This is a genomic window from Cytobacillus firmus DS1 (assembly GCF_000565285.1).
GTDB classification, from domain to species: Bacteria; Bacillota; Bacilli; order Bacillales; family Cytobacillaceae; genus Cytobacillus; species Cytobacillus firmus_A.
This window is the reverse complement of sequence record NZ_APVL01000002.1, coordinates 299,902-317,545: the sequence shown is the minus strand read 5'-3', so window position 1 is coordinate 317,545 and position 17,644 is coordinate 299,902. Positions and strand designations below refer to the sequence as shown.

Annotated in this window: 17 protein-coding genes; 8 read left to right on the top strand and 9 right to left on the bottom strand. The window is 41.2% G+C overall.

The features are described 5' to 3' along the window. Positions 1-351 precede the first annotated feature (351 nt). Complete coding sequence (locus PBF_RS04015; protein ID WP_200870013.1) at positions 352-4,650, top strand: S8 family peptidase; 4,299 nt, start codon at positions 352-354, stop codon at positions 4,648-4,650. A gap of 50 nt (positions 4,651-4,700) precedes the next feature. On the opposite strand, the gene abc-f is transcribed toward PBF_RS04015, so the two are convergent. The 6 genes from abc-f to PBF_RS03995 form a co-directional block, all read right to left on the bottom strand. Further along, the gene (abc-f, locus tag PBF_RS04010; protein WP_035327402.1) at positions 4,701-6,473 is read right to left on the bottom strand and encodes a ribosomal protection-like ABC-F family protein; all 1,773 of its coding nucleotides are present in this window, start codon (positions 6,471-6,473) and stop codon (positions 4,701-4,703) included. A gap of 336 nt (positions 6,474-6,809) precedes the next feature. Further along, positions 6,810-7,010 carry a hypothetical protein gene (locus tag PBF_RS04005; protein WP_035327400.1) on the bottom strand — a complete coding sequence of 67 codons (201 nt, stop codon included), beginning with the start codon at positions 7,008-7,010 and terminating at the stop codon, positions 6,810-6,812. Positions 7,011-7,281: 271 nt separating this feature from the next. Further along, a complete protein-coding gene (locus PBF_RS25320) occupies positions 7,282-7,404 on the bottom strand; it encodes a YjcZ family sporulation protein (RefSeq protein WP_076256871.1) in 123 nt (40 codons plus the stop codon). 45 nt (positions 7,405-7,449) lie between these two features. Next, complete coding sequence (locus PBF_RS25315; RefSeq protein ID WP_076256869.1) at positions 7,450-7,554, bottom strand: YjcZ family sporulation protein; 105 nt, start codon at positions 7,552-7,554, stop codon at positions 7,450-7,452. 176 nt (positions 7,555-7,730) lie between these two features. Continuing rightward, on the bottom strand, positions 7,731-9,287 hold the full coding sequence (locus PBF_RS04000) for a flotillin family protein (protein ID WP_035327398.1): 1,557 nt from the start codon (positions 9,285-9,287) through the stop codon (positions 7,731-7,733). Between the two features lie 15 nt (positions 9,288-9,302). Beyond that, complete coding sequence (locus PBF_RS03995; protein WP_035327594.1) at positions 9,303-9,824, bottom strand: NfeD family protein; 522 nt, start codon at positions 9,822-9,824, stop codon at positions 9,303-9,305. A 292-nt stretch (positions 9,825-10,116) separates the two neighbouring features. Between PBF_RS03995 and PBF_RS03990 the strand changes: the two genes are divergently transcribed. Then, positions 10,117-10,419 (top strand): hypothetical protein, encoded by a 303-nt coding sequence (locus tag PBF_RS03990; protein WP_035327396.1) that lies wholly within the window; start codon positions 10,117-10,119, stop codon positions 10,417-10,419. Positions 10,420-10,509: 90 nt separating this feature from the next. Further along, positions 10,510-11,316 carry a glycerophosphodiester phosphodiesterase gene (locus PBF_RS03985; RefSeq protein WP_035327394.1) on the top strand — a complete coding sequence of 269 codons (807 nt, stop codon included), beginning with the start codon at positions 10,510-10,512 and terminating at the stop codon, positions 11,314-11,316. Positions 11,317-11,357: 41 nt separating this feature from the next. Here the strand turns inward: PBF_RS03985 and PBF_RS03980 are convergent, their stop codons facing one another. Further along, positions 11,358-12,818: a UDP-N-acetylmuramoyl-L-alanyl-D-glutamate--2,6-diaminopimelate ligase gene (locus tag PBF_RS03980; protein WP_035327392.1), complete on the bottom strand. Its 1,461-nt coding sequence runs from the start codon at positions 12,816-12,818 to the stop codon at positions 11,358-11,360. Positions 12,819-13,042: 224 nt separating this feature from the next. Further along, a complete protein-coding gene (locus PBF_RS03975) occupies positions 13,043-13,783 on the bottom strand; it encodes a hypothetical protein (RefSeq protein WP_035327390.1) in 741 nt (246 codons plus the stop codon). A gap of 230 nt (positions 13,784-14,013) precedes the next feature. On the opposite strand from PBF_RS03975, the gene PBF_RS03970 reads away from it, so the two are divergent. The 3 genes from PBF_RS03970 to PBF_RS03960 all read left to right on the top strand — a co-directional run bounded on the left by PBF_RS03970 (position 14,014) and on the right by PBF_RS03960 (position 16,040). Beyond that, positions 14,014-15,450 (top strand): carbon starvation CstA family protein, encoded by a 1,437-nt coding sequence (locus tag PBF_RS03970; RefSeq protein WP_035327592.1) that lies wholly within the window; start codon positions 14,014-14,016, stop codon positions 15,448-15,450. Positions 15,451-15,636: 186 nt separating this feature from the next. Next, complete coding sequence (locus tag PBF_RS03965; protein WP_035327388.1) at positions 15,637-15,759, top strand: hypothetical protein; 123 nt, start codon at positions 15,637-15,639, stop codon at positions 15,757-15,759. 14 nt (positions 15,760-15,773) lie between these two features. Continuing rightward, positions 15,774-16,040 (top strand): hypothetical protein, encoded by a 267-nt coding sequence (locus PBF_RS03960; RefSeq protein ID WP_035327386.1) that lies wholly within the window; start codon positions 15,774-15,776, stop codon positions 16,038-16,040. A gap of 89 nt (positions 16,041-16,129) precedes the next feature. Here the strand turns inward: PBF_RS03960 and PBF_RS03955 are convergent, their stop codons facing one another. Next, on the bottom strand, positions 16,130-16,699 hold the full coding sequence (locus PBF_RS03955) for an HAD-IA family hydrolase (RefSeq protein WP_035327383.1): 570 nt from the start codon (positions 16,697-16,699) through the stop codon (positions 16,130-16,132). A gap of 192 nt (positions 16,700-16,891) precedes the next feature. Here PBF_RS03955 and PBF_RS03950 point away from each other — a divergent pair, with 192 nt between their 5' ends. Together PBF_RS03950 and PBF_RS03945 are read left to right on the top strand one after the other, a co-directional pair. Next, the gene (locus tag PBF_RS03950) at positions 16,892-17,125 is read left to right on the top strand and encodes a helix-turn-helix domain-containing protein (RefSeq protein ID WP_035327381.1); all 234 of its coding nucleotides are present in this window, start codon (positions 16,892-16,894) and stop codon (positions 17,123-17,125) included. 154 nt (positions 17,126-17,279) lie between these two features. Then, on the top strand, positions 17,280-17,612 hold the full coding sequence (locus tag PBF_RS03945; protein WP_035327376.1) for a hypothetical protein: 333 nt from the start codon (positions 17,280-17,282) through the stop codon (positions 17,610-17,612). Positions 17,613-17,644 lie beyond the last annotated feature (32 nt).

Genomic DNA, 17,644 nt, shown 5'->3' with positions numbered 1-17,644 from the left:
TCCCTCCTTTTCCTTATTTTTTCCAAGATTCATTTGATTATATAGAAAAATAATACTTTTACTCTATAAATAACCGTAAAAAGTTCATTCTTTAAGCCTGTAACCCTTAATGACCTATGAAGCCTTATAGCCATTTTCATAAAAGCACTGCAAAAAACTTTATTTTTCGACAATCTCCAGCCTTTAATTTAGCTAAAGTACAGGGTAACGGAAGGGTTTTCCATTTTTGGAAGTACCCATAGGAGGTGGTTGAGTTCTACATTGCAAACTAGCAATTTAAATGAATTAACAAAACAAGGAGGGAATTTTTTGAAAAGAAAAAGAAAATCATTGAATCGCATTCTTTATGTGATGCTGACAGCTTTTCTGATTTTGCCGCTTATGTTCCCAGGAATGAGCTCGGCAGAAAGCAAGAGCTCTCCGCATATTTCAGTTAAGAAAGCTGCTCCTCAGACAGCAAAAAGTAAAATTAACAGCTCACTGCTGAAACAATTTGATAAAGAAGATAAAGTAACATTCCTGATAAAATTCAAAGAACAGGCTGATGCATCAGCAGCAGCCAAGAAGGCTGAAAAAGCGGCTGCATCACAAAAACTGACACCCTCTAAATCAAAATACATGAAACGCTCTGCAGTCCTATCCTCCCTAAGATCTACAGCTATTGAAACTCAAGGCCATGTCGCCGATTTCCTTCAAAAACAAGAAAAAGACGGCAAGGCAAAAGATGTTCAATCCTTCTACATCGTCAATGCAATTGCAGTAACAGCTACAAAAGAAGTTATGGAGCAAATCGCAGTATTCCCTGAAGTAGAAAAGATTCTTCCAAATGAAACAAGACAGCTTCATAAACCTGTTAAAGAGGCTGAAAAATCTCTTAAAACACAAGCAGAAACCAGCTCGATCGAATGGAACATTGACCGCGTCGGAGCTCCTGCTGTATGGGAAATGGGAATTGACGGATCCGGTACAGTCGTTGCATCCATTGATACAGGTGTTCAGTGGAATCACCCGGCATTAAAAGAAAAGTACCGGGGCTATAACCCTGAACAGCCTGATTCTCCAGTACATGAATTCAGCTGGTTTGATGCCACTGCAGGCCAGACAGTTCCTTACGATGATCAGGGTCACGGAACCCACGTAACTGGAACTATGGTTGGTGCAGAGCCGAATGGAGGCAATCAGATCGGTGTTGCACCTGGTGCGAAATGGATCGCAGTAAAAGCCTTTACTGCAAACGGCGGAACTGATGTAGACCTTCTTGAAGCCGGTGAATGGATCCTCGCTCCAAAGGATGCTGAAGGAAACCCTCACCCTGAGAAAGCGCCTGATGTTGTCAATAATTCATGGGGCGGCGGACCTGGCCTGGACGAATGGTATCGTCCAATGGTGCAGGCATGGCGTGCCGCTGAAATATTCCCGGAATTCTCTGCAGGAAACACTACTTTGTTTAATCCGGGCGGACCTGGTTCAGTTGCTACTCCAGCAAACTACCCGGAATCATTTGCTACTGGTGCGACTGATATTAACAATGGCTTAGCCAGCTTTTCATTGCAAGGGCCATCTCCATATCAGGAAGTTAAGCCTGATGTATCTGCACCGGGAGTCAACATACGTTCCTCAGTTCCAGGAAGCGGATATGAAGGCGGCTGGAACGGAACCTCCATGGCTGGGCCGCATGTTTCTGCGGTTGCCGCGCTGCTCCGCCAGGTTGACTCAAGTCTGACCGTTGAAGAGATGGAGGAAATTCTGCTGACTACCTCTACTCCTTTGACAAATGGTACTTATCCTGAGACACCAAATAATGGTTTTGGATACGGACTTGTAAATGCCTTCGATGCGGTTTCTTCCGTACTGACCGGTCTTGGAAAGATTAAAGGCCAGGTTGCAAAAGAAGGAGATGACTCCGAAGCTCCTGAAGCCAATCATGAAGCACCTCAGGAAACATATGCAGGAATGGATCTCGCACTTGAATTGACTGCATCAGATAATGTAAGCGTCACAAGAGTGGATCTTAAATACTTAAAAGCTGACGGCAGCTGGTCCGCCATTGAGGCCGAACGAACAGCAGGAAACTATAAAGATGGCACTTACCAGGCTGTTATTCCTGGAGAAGACATCGCAGAACCTTCTGTAACTTATAAATGGAAAGTCAATGATTTTGGTGGAAACTTAACTGAAACAGAATCCTATGAAGTGGGAGTAAGACCTGGAATCAGCATTGGCTATTCTCAGGACTTTGAATCACAGCCGGCCGGCTGGACTTCGTACGGAGCGGAAAACAGCTGGGAGTGGGGAGTCCCATCTTCAGGTCCTGGCAATGCAGCGTCCGGGGAAAAAGTATATGCAACTAAACTTGACGGCAATTATGCAAATAGAGCAAACATGAATCTGCAGATGCCTCCTATCGACCTGCCTGAAGGAAATGCCTACCTTCAGTTCAAGCAATGGCACGAGCTTGAAAACCGTTATGATTACGGCCATGTATTCGTTTCAACTGACATGGAAAACTGGGAACAGGCTCTTCGCGTAAACGGCAATACAACAGACTGGGTTAATGCAGAAGTGGATTTAAGTGCGTATGCAGGACAGAGAATTTATGTAGCCTTCAATGTGACTACAGATGGTTCAGTTCAGAAGCAAGGCTGGTATATCGATGATGTCCAGTTATCTGATACTCCAGTTGAACCTGCAGGCAAAGCACAGCTTGGCGTTACAAAGGATAAACCTTTTGCAGAATTAAAGAAGGAAAAGGTAAATCCTGATAAAATTGTTCCTAAAAAGGATACTCCTGCAAAAGATGATGAGAAACAGCAGCAGCCGGCCCCTGTTATTCTTCCGCTTACTGCCGAAGTAAGTGTGCTGGAATCAGGCAGGTCCGTATTTACTAATCCTCAAAACGGATCATTTGAAATGACGCATGCTTCAGGTGATTTTACTGTAAAAGCGGAAGCTTACGGATATCGTTCACAAACGCAAAATGTAAATATTCCGCAGGATGGAGAAGCGACTGCAAACTTTGTCCTTGAAGAAATTCCAAAAGGCACAGTTACTGGTGCTGTGACAAATGAAGCAACCGGCGAGCCTGTTGCAAATACTACTCTTCTTTTAATAGAAGATGCAGCAGTACAGCCGGTAACAACTGATGAAAACGGTGAATATACACTTACAGCCTACGAAGGCACATACACTTTAAAAGCAATGGCACCTTCCTACTACAGCAAAGAGCAGAGCATCACGATCGAAGGCGGCTCTTCTTTAGAGCAAAATATAGAGCTAAAGCCATTTATCGGATACCCGGGTGAAATCGGATATGATGATGGTACAGCTGAAAATGCACGTGCATTCTATGATGCCGGCAACGGATGGGCAGTTAAGATGTCCCTTGCATCCGGCCATGACAGCGCGATGGTTACTGGCGGTTTATTCCGCTTCTGGGATACCAGCTGGCCGACCCCGGGCGGAACAGACTTCAAAGTGGAAGTATATGATGCAAGCGGACCAGATGGAGCACCTGGCAAAAAGCTGGCAGGTCCATTTGAAGCAACAGCCTTAAGAAACGGTGAATGGACACATGTAGATCTTAGTGACGAAGGAATCGTTACAAATGGCGACTTCTATCTGGTATATATTCAATCAGCACCAAATCCTAATGCTCCTGGTCTTGGCACAGATGAGGATGGAGAGAATGCAGGACGCAGCTGGCAGCTTGTAGGCGGAGCATGGTCTCCTGCTCCTGAGGATGAAGGAAACTATATGATCCGTGCCACAGTGAACTATGAAGTTACTGCACCAGTCATCACTTCTCCAGCTGACGGAGCTTTCACAAACCAAGGGCAGGTTACAGTTGAAGGTACTTCAGCTCCTACAACTACTGTAAAAGTATTTAATAATGGAGAGGAAGTCGCATCAGCTGAAACAACTGAAGAAGGTACATTCTCTAGTGAAGTTTCACTGTCTGAAGGGGAAAATATTCTTACAGCGAAGGCAGCAACAGAGTCAGGATCTACTGATGCCTCTGAACCTGTAAAAGTAATATATGACAAAACAAAACCCGAACTGTCCATTACAAGCCCTGCAGATAAATCCAAAACAAACAAAGAAACAGTCACTGTTAAAGGAACCGTTTCTGACGATAACCTTGATTGGGTAAAAGTAAACGGCCAGGCAGCAAAAGTTGCGGATGGTGAATACTCTCTTCGCATCCTGCTGGATGAAGGTGAAAACACCATTACGGTAACAGCACAGGATAAAGCGAAAAACAGCGAAGAAAAAACCATTACAGTCGATGCTAAATATAACGCTCCAGCCATAGAAAATCTTCTTCCTGCAGAAGACATGGAACTTAAAAAGGGCGAATCGGTAAAAATCGAATTTGTAAGTGAACCAGGGTTAAAAGCGACGTTTGCCATCAGAATGCCTTTAACAAATGCTGGCAGCCAGCTGAATAACGCTACTGAGCTTCCAATGATGGAAACTTCCCCGGGCCATTATGTCGGCTACTATACTGCCACTTCAAACGTAATAGGACCTGGTGCCGAAATTGAAGTGAAAGTGACGGATGACTACGGCAATGAAACTCGCAAGACAGCAGAAGGCAAACTGTGGATTAATGCAAAAAAGAAGAACAATAACAGCACTAAAAAGAAGTAAGATCAGATGAAAAGGCAGGCCCATTATTATTGGGGCCTGCCTTTTTGCAATTATTGTTTTAATAATGTTCTTTTTTCATTTAATAAATCATTGAACTCCTTATCCAATTGGTCATATTTTCTGTCACCGGGAACAAGCTGACTGAGTTCTCCAAGTATTGCATTAATACGGTTATCAATCACCATGATCTGCTCTTTTGTGGAATCATGAACTTTTTCCTGCTTGGACCTTCCGGGTTTCATTCGAAATTCCTTTAAATTCATTTCATATCTGGTAATTTTATTTTCTTCAAATACAAGCAATCTTGTGCTTAACTTCTCCAAAAAGTATAAGTCATGCGAAATAATGATGAGTGTACCTGAAAACTCTTTGAGCGTTTTTTCAAATTTCTCCCTGCTCGGCAAATCCAGGTGATTAGTCGGTTCATCTAATATTAGGACGTCATATTCCTTTAAAAGCATGTCAGTGAGCTTAACCCTGATTCGCTCCCCCATGCTCAGCTGTCCAATCGGCTGCTTTAACTTCGCTTCCTTCATACCCAGATTTGCTAATAGAGTCCTTGCCTTGTAAATCTGCTCCCGCTCACTGAGATCAAGTGCTTCAATGGCGTTTTTGGCTAACGGTAAATCATTAATATCCTGGTTTAAATAAGCAATCTTTAAAGTGCTGCTAATCCAGAGTTCCCCATCAGAAGGTGATATCTCTTCCAGCAGCATACGGATAAAGGTGGTCTTGCCAGCCCCGTTTGATCCAAGAATTCCTATTTTTTCACCATGCTTTATATAAAACTGGCTATCCTTAAAAAGAGTCCGGTCTCCAAAGCTTTTTGAGAGGTTTTTAGCTTGGATGATCCTCTTCCCCCGTTTGCCGGAGGAATCAAATTGAAAATGCACTTTCGCCTCTTCTGCCGGCTTCTCAATTTTATTTTTATCCAGTTCCTGCTGAAGCCTTTTCATTTTTGACTTAACCTGCTGATCCATCTTTTTGGCTTTCACTCTGTGATATTCTTTAAAGCCCATCTGCCTATTCTCAGAAGGACTTCCGCCTTTAGTTGATTCCCTGTGAGCTTTTTCCGACCAATTTTTTAAATTGGCCATCTGATTTTCGATCCGATCGATCTCTCTTTGCTGAACATTAAATTGATGAAGCTGATCATCATAATTTTTCTGTTTTTGCTCCCGGTAGGCTGTGTAATTCCCGTCATACATGGTTAATATGCCTTCCTGAAGCTCAAAGATCCTGCGGACAGCCTGATCAAGGAAATGACGGTCATGGGAAATGATCATGACAGGACCGCTGAATTGGCCAATTTCCCCAACAAGCCACTCTATTCCATGTAAATCCAAATGATTGGTGGGTTCATCCAAAATCAGCATATCCGGTTTTGATGACCAAACCTTAGCTAAAGAGAGCTTCAATCTTTCTCCCCCGCTTAAAGAATCAAGCCTTTCCGGTTTCCATTCATGGAGTTTTGAGAGTCCTAATCTGCTTGCCTGATGAAGAATTTCTTCCACAGGGCTCTGGTCAGGGTCATGAATATCACTCACAGAATAGTCTGCTGACTGGTGCAGAAAGCCGATTCTATATGGCTCCTTCATCCGCTCGATTGTACCTTTATCCGCCTGAATACTGCCGAATAAAATATTGGCCAATGTAGTTTTACCTGTGCCATTTAAGCCAACAAGACCAATGCGATCCTGCTGATAAATATCAAATTCCAAATTAGAAAAAACCGATTTATCCCCAAATGACTTTTGAAGATCCCTGGCCATGATAACCGGTATACTGTTACTGTTGTGATTGCTGAATTTATTTGCACACATAAAAAAACCTCCCCATACCCGGAGAGGACAGTGCACCCATCATTAGAAATGGTGCATATACATAAAAAACGTGCGCCTAAATAAAATCTACATCTGCTTAAAGACAAATAAGCAGACATCATTTCCGATAAGGGATGATTAAAAAAGGGCACACTAATCCTATGTTCTCCGGGTTAAACTTTTTAAATATAAAAAGATACCAGAAAAAATAAGATTATAACTTCATGCCCCTAAATCATCCTTTCAACCTGTTTGATTGTAGTATATAAGTTTCTGGCTTTTATTGTCAATAGGCTTATGTTCAGCAATTGAATACATGCATCTGTCAGTAAATCATTAATCAATTCGGATATGCTTATTGGTAAGCTCCTTGAGCATATTTAATATCGCAGCTCTTTCCTCCAGATTAAAACCGCTTACCCATTCCGAAACAAGCTTGTACTCGCTTTGATGCATCTCCCGCTGAAGTCCGCCCTCCAATATGGAATAAATTTCATTCATTGTGTTTTCCCGATCCTGTGTTTTAAGTTCATCCATTTTGCAAACCTCCCTATTTCTTTTATGCTGCTTCTTTTCCCCATTTGGCAACTTTGGAAACACATGATGGAAGTTTAGTGCGCGGAAGGTTCCCTTTTGTGGGCGGTGAGAATCTCCTTTTGCCCAGTTATATATCTCTTGTCCGCGAATTTTCTTCCGGTTTGCGCGAAAGCATTCCTTTTGCGAGCAAGAATTCCTTCTGTCAGGCACACTTTAAATTATGTATGCATACAAAAGAAAAGCAGGTCCCCCTGCTTTTCTTTTTAATCTATTACCACTTAAAGCAAGAAGCACCTACAATGATCAACAGGATGAATAGAACCACAATTAGCGCAAAGCCGCCGCCATATCCAGCACCACCGTATCCACAGCCGCCATATCCGTAGCCATACATTATAAAATCCCCTCCCTTGCGAATTAAATCTGTTTGCATACTTTATTAGTAGAATCCACCGTAACCCCAAGAAGCACCGATAATAATCAGTAAAATAAACAATACAACTAAAAGGGCGAAACCGCCGCCGTATCCGCAACCGTCTGACATAGTCAATTACCTCCTTTGTTTGATTCAATATATCCTATTCAATTCACCCAGATTGTGCGATAGACGAATACACAGTTTTCTGTGCAAAAAAGAAGCCTTCCAGGTGAAGGCTTCAGGTTTTTGTTGATATAACGGCATTTTCAGGTTATCTCCCCAGATAAAAATAGGCAATTTCATTATTTCTTATGAGCGAGAGTGGCCTGGATACCTTTAGCGGGCTGGACGGGTTCTTTTTCTTTAATTTCCTCAGTCAGCTGCTCCAAACTTTGCCGGACGTTTCCTTTCCCTGAAAAGTTTTGAAGAAGCTCCTTCACGTCAATGCCGGATGAAGCTTTCAGACTTTCCTGCATCGTGGACATCAGGTTGGTGGCATAGCCGGTTACTTTATTGGCACCGCCATTATTGCTGTCACTTCCTGTATCAACCACTGTAATCTTATCAATATTCGATAACGGGCTTGCAAGCTGTTTCGCATATTCCGGTAGCATGTTAATGACCATATCCATCATAGCCGCCTGGCCATACTGTTCAAATGCCTCAGCGATTTTTCTCTTTGCCTCTGCTTCCGCCAGACCTTTGAGGCGAATAATTTCGGCTTCAGATTCACCTTGGGCGCGCTGTGAATCTGCCTTGGCCATCCCATCAGCTCTAACCCTTTCAGCTTCTGCACGGGCCTGTGATTCAATCCGATATTGGTTTGCATCCGCTTCGGCAATTTGCTTTTTCTTTTCTGCCTCTGCTGCCTGCTCAACTGCATACCTGTCTGCGTCTGCTTTTTTCTTCACTTCGGAATCATATTGGCGTTCTCTTCTTAAGATTTCTTTTTCTTCAAGCTCGATTTGCTTTTGGCGTTCTATAATCCTGATTTGCATTTCATGCTCCGTAACTTCCTGCTTTGCTCTGGCTGTCTCTAGGTCATATGCCTGGTCAGCCCGTGCTTTGGCAATATCCTGTTCCCTTCGGTAGTCAGCCATTTTCATTTGATTTTCTTTCTCGGCTTCAGCTATTTCAGTTGCCCTTTCAAGTTCTGCTTTTTGGGCATCCTTTGCTGCTTCTGCCCGTTTAATCCGGGTTTCCTTTTCAGCTTCAGCCGTGGCAATATCCGCATCCCTTTTAACCTGGGCTATTCTTGGCCTGCCCAGTGAATCAAGATATCCATTTTTGTCACGGACATCTTTGATTGTAAAAGAAACAATGATCAAACCCATTTTGGCCAGATCCTGTGACGCTACCCTTTGAACCTCCTGGGAAAATTTATCCCTGTTTTTATATATTTCTTCGACCGTCATAGATCCCAGAATTGACCGCAAATGTCCTTCAAGAACTTCTTTGGCTTCATTTTCCCGATCTTCCTTAGATTTACCAAGAAACTGTTCTGCAGCAGTAGCAATTTCCCCAATACTCCCGCCGATTTTAATAATTGCAGTTCCATCTGCCATGACAGGAACTCCCTGTTCGGTATATACTTCCGGAGTGGTAACCTCCAGTTTGCTTGACAGGAGGCTCAATGGCTCTGCCTGTTGAAAGACAGGAAGTACAAATGTTCCTCCGCCTCTGATTATTTTTATCTTATTTCCTGATTCGTCAACATGGACATTTTTACTTCCCAAGTAACTGCCAGTTACAATTAACGCTTCATCCGGCCCTGCAGTCCGATATTTTGTAATGAACACACCAAGCAAAGCAATCAGCAGAAATGCTGCGATTCCAATTACAACCCAAACCATTAACATATTGCTTCCCCCTGTCTATAATTCTTTATAATCAATCACTTTAATAACTCCATTTGCAACTTCAACAATCAGCACTTTGCTGCCTTCTGCTATGATCGTATTTTCATAGCTTACAGCAGGCTTGGAAATTCTCCCGCTTATATTTTCAATCAAAACCTCACCGAAACCATTCTCGGGTATAGGAATTAATACAGTACCTACTCTTCCTCTTAAGGACTCATCTGTGTAAACGAGAGATTCTTCAGCAGAAGATAATGGTATAAGAACAAAGATATTCAGCAATATATCCAGCAATACCGCAATAACAGCTGCTATCAAGAGAATGACCACGCTATTAAGAGAGGTTGTCATTTCAAAGATATAGCCTGCAGCTGAAAGAAAAGTGATAAATGCCAGAATCAGCACTGGATTCAGTAAGCTGCCCTCCCCAATACCGTCTGCCATATCTCCAAAAAACACATACAAAATAATTAAGATACCAGAAAAAATAAGTGTGCTGAGGTAAATTGTCTGAATAGGAAAACCAAATAGTTCCATAACATGCACCCTATCCATTTTTTATTGTCCGGCTTTTAATCCAATGCCTCCTTCCCTTTTACTATTACACCTTAATTTATATACGGACAAAGACCTTAAATTGTTTCACTTTTCTAAACATTCCCCGAATTAATACTGCTGCCTGTTCAGCTTGTCTAACTTTCACCCTGTTTTAGTCATTTTCATAACTATTCCTGCATACCATATTTAGGATTTAAAATCCCCATTTAGGATTGAATGGGGAAAAATTGTGGAATAAACAATATATCTGGTTTGCGGAGGGATAGGAATCATGACAAGATCTGAATTGCATATGGAGAAGCCTAAGAGCAAATTTATGCTGATGTCAATTGTCCTATTGGGATGTTTAGCTGCTGCCTTTACAGCATTATATTTTTATTCTCAAAGCCTCATTACTATAGAAGCCCCCAAAAAAGAACTGGGTGAGAAAATCATCATTCAGCTTCCTTCCGGAAAGAGTGTATTTACATATGAAAACCTTATTGTTGAAGAAGAAGGAAGACTTTTTTATAAAGGAGAAAGAAATACCCTGGATTTAACTGGCGGTACAATTGTTTATGAGGAATGGGAATGAACAGGTATTTAACTCGGTTTTCGAAGGAATCCTCTGCAGTTGACAAAATGTTTTCACATCCTTTAAGATGAGCAAAAATGGCGAGGAGAAATGACTTTGAAGGTAATGAAAAATGTTTTTTTTACAGCTTTGGCTACAGTTATTTCATTTTTCGGCATTAAAAAAATGGAAAATAATGCACATAAGATAAAAAGAATAGGTCATCGGGGAGTTGCGGGCTACTGTCCGGAAAATACTTTTCCTTCATATGACCGAGCTATCGAAATGGGAGCAGATTATCTGGAAATTGATGTTCAATTAAGCAAAGATGGAAGGCTTGTCGTGATTCACGATTCCCTTGTAGACCGCACAACTGACCATAAAGGAAAAGTCTCTGACTTTACCTTTGAAGAGCTCAGAAAAATGGACGCCGGCAGCTGGTTTTCCACAAAATTCAGCGGTGCCTGTATCCCTTCATTTGAAGAAGTCCTGGACAAATATGCGGATCGCGTCGGGCTTTTGATTGAATTAAAAAAACCGTCCCTATATCCAGGCATTGAAAAGATGATCGCCGAGGAATTAAAAAAAAGAAAACTTGATTCAAAAGGTAAGGACCATATTATTGTGCAATCATTTGAAACAGCTTCAATGAAATTATTTCATGAACTGATGCCGGAAATCCCTGTCGCCATCTTAATCAACTATCCTCCTGACAAAATGGAGATAAAAAATATAGCCGAATATGCAAGCTACCTGAATCCTAAGTGGACTGTGGTTAATAAGCGCGTGATCGATCTTATTCATTCTAATGGCATGAAAGCAATCTCCTGGACTGTGCGTTCAAAGAAAGAAGCAGAAAAATTAAAGCATTATCCACTGGATGGCATTGTAGCTGATTATTTAGATCTTATTGAATAGACAAAAAGGGTGCAGTCCGAGTAATGGTCTGCACCCTTTTCTTATAAAACTGCCTGTCTTCTTCCGGTTTTCAGCAGCTTTAAGGTTTCTAAATCATTTTCAGCCGGTAGTTTAAATGGCTTTTGATAAGCTTCAGGCCCCTTCCCGGTGATAAAGATCCAATCATTCTCTTTTGCTTCAGCCCAAGCTTTCTGGATAGCCAATGTCCGGTCGGGGATCACTTCACCCTTTCCATCTCCATATTTTTTATTCAGAGAATTTAATTGGCTTAACATTTCATTTTCACACTCATTGTTCAGGTCATCAGCAGTCAAATAAAATTTATGGCAGTATTTTGCTGAAATTTTAATCATATCCACACGCTTTGATTGATCTCTCCCGCCCCGGAATCCATAGATTTGAAAAATTCTTTCAGCCCCCTGCTGTCTCGCAGTGTCCAGACAATATTCGAACGCATCTACTGTATGGGCATAATCCACGACAAATTTAGCTCCTGATGGATGGATAATCATTTCAAAACGGCCCGGTATGCCAGGGAATGAAGCCAGAGCCTTAATCATATCTTCCGGGTCCAACCCCAGATCAATGCCTGTCAGAAAAGCCATTGCTGCATTATAAACATTATGATGACCCGGAAGAGGAAATTCAATTTCAAAAGACTTCCCTCTCACCTCCAGAATAAAAACTGTTTTCCCATTAATAGCAGTGTCTTTTATTGAACAGCACTTCTCATCACCCAGCATAATCAAAGGAATCTCTTCATTTTGCAGATGCTCTGCCATTTTTTCTCCCCATGAATTATAAAGATTGACGACTCCTTTACCGCCTTCTTTTAACAAGGTAAAGATTTTCTTTTTATCATAAAAATACTGATTCATATTATCATGATAATCAAGATGGTCATGAGCCAGATTAGTAAATAGCCCGTAGTCTAATTCCAGACCTTCTGTTCTTGACTGTTCCAGTGCATGAGAAGAAATCTCCATAACGACAAACTCATCATGGCTTTTACTCAGCATTTTTTGAATCTGCAGGGCATCGGGAGTCGTGTTGCTGGTCTTATATTCCTTATTATTTATAATGTTGGAGACAGTTCCCAAGAGGGAGCAGGTCCTGCCTGCAGTCTCCAAAATGTGCTTTAAAATATAGGCGGTGGTCGTTTTCCCATTAGTTCCTGTTATGCCTATTATTTTATGTTTTCTAGATGGGCGATCATAGAAGGAGCTCGCCAGTTTCCCAAGACTGGTTCTGCTATCCTTTACTGTAATGCAGGGCACATTTAATTCAATGGCTTCCTCACCCACTACGGCAGCCGCCCCATTTTCAACAGCTTGTCCAATAAAGTCATGTCCATCTGCCTGAAAGCCTTTAATTGCAACAAAAAGGCTTCCTTTCCCCACTTTGCGTGAATCCATTTCGATCCCTGTGATATCAGGATCGTTTGTAAGTACACCCATCTCCCCGCTATCCTTTAGGCAATTAATAACCTGGGATAATTTCATATTTCTGTCTCCTTTAATGTTTAAACATCAAGTAATTTGGTGTATATATCTATAATCATTATCTTTTGTTTTCCCACATTCGCAGGAAATATGCCTACTAAAGGATACAAATATCCGGGTATGAGAAAAATCGTCTTAATATACTAGAATTGAGGATAATTTTGGGTGAACGGCTTCTGAAAAATAAGCGATTCACCCTATTGAAATGTCAGCTTAATTTCATTTCACATTATAGATAATGGCCGCTTGGCAAACTGTGATAAATACTTCACGTTCAAACGGCTATGCTGTGAAATGAGATAAGCATCCCTTGTAGCACCTGGCTTTCTGAGCGTGTTAAGAGCTGTTATCATCCCTGCTTCGCTTTCCATGCCTACCCCATGCCCAAAGAACATGCCTCCGCCCAAATAAACTGAATTCTCACCTGTCCAAACTGGATGATCAAAATCAGGATTGTAAAAATAAACCACATCACCAGGTATGAAATTCCGGCCTCTTTTTGTAACAATCGACAGGTCATGATCATAATTCCAGTCCCATACAAGAAGTCCCTGAAATAGTGTATTGAAGCGGCTGACAGAGATGGAATCCAATACAGCTTTATAAAAAATCAGCACAATGGCTGTTGTACATTCAAAAGCATATTCCCAGCTGTTCGTGAACACATCCATGATCGCATCTGACGGTAAAACAGATGGATCAAGCAGGTATCCATATTTTGTCCTTCTCCATATGCGCGGATTGAAGCGTGATGTGTTAAAGGGTGCAAACTCCACACGGCTCCCATAAAGCTGCCTGGCTGCTTTAATAATATTTTCCCTTAAAAGGAGATCAAATAGCAGTTCATGCATTGAATCGTATTGATGAGTCTCGGGACTGCTCTCCAGCGCCAGGTAAATTTCACGCTGGACTCCAAAAAAACTGGAAGTTCCCGGTTTATTCTGATTATTCGAAAGGATAATCATTGTCTTCCCCCCTTCAAATGAACTTATAGTAGCTTATGGTTTCATTTGCAGGAGGGTTCCTTCATTATTTGACTTCCTTCACAGTATCCAACCCCAGTTATTTATTATCGGAAAATATCTTTTTTTCTGAAATAAGCTTGCTTTTTATTCCAGATTCCTTGTACAATATTCAACATATTCTTAAGTTTCAGATTATACTTATAATGATTTTACAACAGGGGGATTTTTTCATGGTGACTTTTTTAGGTTCGATTGTTTTGCTGATTGCAGGTTATGCCATTTATTCCAAGGTAGTAGAGCGTATATTTGGTATAAATGACAGCAGCCCTACACCCGCTTATACGAAAAAAGACGGAATGGACTTTGTTCCGATGAGCTGGTGGAAAGGCAGCTTGATTCAGCTTTTGAATATTGCAGGGTTAGGTCCTATTTTCGGTGCAATTATGGGCGCATTATACGGACCCGCAGCTTTTATCTGGATTGTGGCCGGTTCCATTTTTGCCGGGGCAGTTCATGATTATTTTTCAGGAATGCTATCTCTAAGGCATAATGGGGAACAATTTCCAAGCATTGTAGGAAGATATTTAGGAAAACCGGCTAAAACGTTCATTAATATATTTTCAATTCTCTTAATGGTTTTAGTTGCCGCTGCATTTACTGCCGGTCCGGCACAGCTGATATCAAGCATAACTCCATTAAGTTTTATGGCATCTTTGCTCATTATATTTGCTTACTTTATCCTGGCAGCTGTTTTGCCTGTAAACCGGATTATCGGAAAAATTTATCCTTTTCTTGGAGCTATTTTAATTTTTATGGCTGTATCCATCGCAGCCGCTTTGCTTTTCAGTGATAAATCCATTCCGAATGTAACACTGTCTAATCTTCATCCAGGTGAACTTCCAATCTGGCCTTTACTGATGGTTACCATTTCCTGCGGAGCGATCTCAGGTTTTCATTCAACACAAAGTCCGATTGTCTCACGCACATTAAAAAAGGAAAGCGATGGAAGAAAAGTTTTCTATGGAGCAATGATTGGAGAAGGGATAATTGCTTTAATCTGGGCTGCAGCGGGCATGACCTTTTTCGGCGGAACAGGAGGACTTCAGGAAGCATTAGCGGCTGGTGGCCCAGCGGGAGTGGTTAATGAAATTTCCGGCAGCCTCCTTGGTACGCTGGGAGGAATCCTTGCTATCCTGGGTGTAATCATCCTGCCGATTACAACCGGAGATACCGCCCTTCGTTCCTCAAGAATGATGCTTTCAGAATCACTTTCTTCTTTAATAAAAATGGATGGGAAATGGAAGGTTGTCATCACCACTTTACCTGTGGCTCTTCCTACTTTATATCTGGCAACAATCGATTACTCATTCCTTTGGAGATATGTAGGATGGACAAATCAGGTTACAGCGGCGGTCATGCTTTGGACAGCCACTATGTATCTTTTGAAAAATAACAAATTCCATTGGATTAGCGGTGTTCCTGCATTGTTTATGACCGGTGTAGTATCCACCTATATCTTCTATGCCCCTGAAGGCTTTCAAATGGATTACCAACTATCAATGATGATCGGATCAGTCATTACACTTTTTATTACAGGCTGGTATGTTTATCAAATTGTAAAACAAAGACAGCTGAGCAAGAATAATCCCAACCTAAAAGCTGCTTAAAACGTTAAAAAACGCACCTCACACAAGAGTGAAGGTGCGTTTTTTTTATGGCTGATCCTTATAGAGCATTTTTTCTTATTTCGGATTAAGCCATTGAACTCTTGCATGTCTTTGCTAATCCGTCATTTAGGTTTTGCTCTGCCTACAGCGGGTAAGGAATACTAACAGTTAAAGGAGGGTTTAACTATGGCGGATAAAACCAATTCAAAAAAAAATAATTCTATAGAACAAGAGAAAAAGAAAGAGAACGATAGAGATATCGAACCCCAAAGAGAACCTGAAAAACCTCAGGAAGAAAACCGGAACTAAGGAGGATGATAAATATGGCCGACAAAAACATTCAGGATGGAAAGATGGATAACCCCGAGCAATATAAAACCGAAAAAGAAAGTTTATTTGACAAGTTTGAAAGCGAAAAGAATGTTGATCCTATTCCAATGGAAGACTTAAAACAAGAGAAAGAAGAAGAAAAAAACGGATCAATAATAAAGAGCAGTTCATCTACAGAGGAAAAGTACAAAGCAGACTATGAAACAATAAAAAAGAAAAAGCTGTTTGGCGATAAATATGACGATGGAACAAGAACATAAGAAATGCATGATACTATTAAGGAAAAAATCAGAGTTAATAGAAATATGTAAATTAAACTCCTGGCACCCAAAAGTGCCAGGCTTTTTTTCTAATATGGCTTTATTGTCTTTTTAAAATCCCTATAGTGGTTCAGATAGTAATCTGCTCCAGGGGTTTCATTCTGAAAAAGGCAGGTCCTGATTCCAAGTTTCTTAGCCGGCAGAATGTCTATTTCCCTGTCCCCTATTGCTAAATCAACCTTATGCTTTTTATGCAGAAATTCATAAGAAGCTGTGTGAGGCTTGCGCGGATAACCATCGTCTCCTGCTACCATATCGGTAAAGTATCCATCTAATTTATGGAAGGTTAATATAGAAAGAACATCATCTCTTTCCTTGTGAGTCATGATCACATTCTTATCAGCCTGCTTTAATACATGCTCCACATCAGGAAAAGGCTTTAAATCATTTGGACGCAACTGTCTCGCTCTCATCCTGATTGTTTTTATTTGTTCTTCATTTAATTTGAAATGTTGAAAAGCATCGCTGAAAGAAACCTTTAACTGACAAAAAATTTGTTCATCGGAAACCTTTTTATCACTCATAACCTCTCTGACGATCGCTGTATAAGCTGGATATGTATCAAATAAAGTGCCATCAAAATCCCAAAGTATGTTCAACAGGCAAAGCTCCCTTCTATTATCTTTTTATCCCCTTATATTAGTTATTATACCTCCAGCCAATCTATTAAACTGCTTTTCCATTGTCATTAAATTACTTTGACAAACCTATAGCACAATGCTAATTTAATAGCTATAAGACAAAAAACATAACCCTGAGAAAATGGGTGAATTGTTAAAGGATGAATAAGAATGAACAAAGAAATTATTAAGTTAATCAGAAAGAGCTACAACATGACACAGCGAGATTTCGCAAGAGTTGTCAGCTGCAGCTTCTCTTTAATAGCTCTGGTTGAAGTGGGCAAGAGAAGAGTAACAGCTGATCTGGAAAACAAGATCAAAATGGCTTTTGACCTCGATGATCAGCAGATGCAGTCACTTGCTTCTCTTGTGTCGGAAATCAGCAAAGTCCCCCCTTTCATGTAAACAGAGGCAGCCGCTTTAAAATCTTCCCTTCTAATATAATATCGGCCACAAAGCAGCAGCCCGCCATTAAAATAGGCATTTGCCGTGTCTCTCCGCCCATTTATGCATAAATTATATGGAGTTATAGGATTTTTGCATAAAAGGAGAGTGCCCAATGTATCCATATGGCTATTATCAAGGTTATCTTCCTCAGCCAGCAGCCCACTTCACCCCTGAATATGAAATTCAGCAGTTCGAACAATATGATACTGACAGACAGCCCCAGCAGCTCGAAAGAAGGGTTACTGCTTTGGAAAGGCAAAATCAGGAACAATCCAGAGAGATTACCCGCCTTAACAGGCAACTGGTCAATTTGACTGACCAGGTTAGAATGCTAAACCAGACCGTTGACCGCCATACACGAAGGCTGAATCGGCTAAACCAAAGACTAAGAGCAGTTGAGAATAGACTTAACATCCCTTTTACTCCATTTGACGGGGAATTCTAAGGGAGAATTTGTAATGTTTGCCCCTAGCCTCA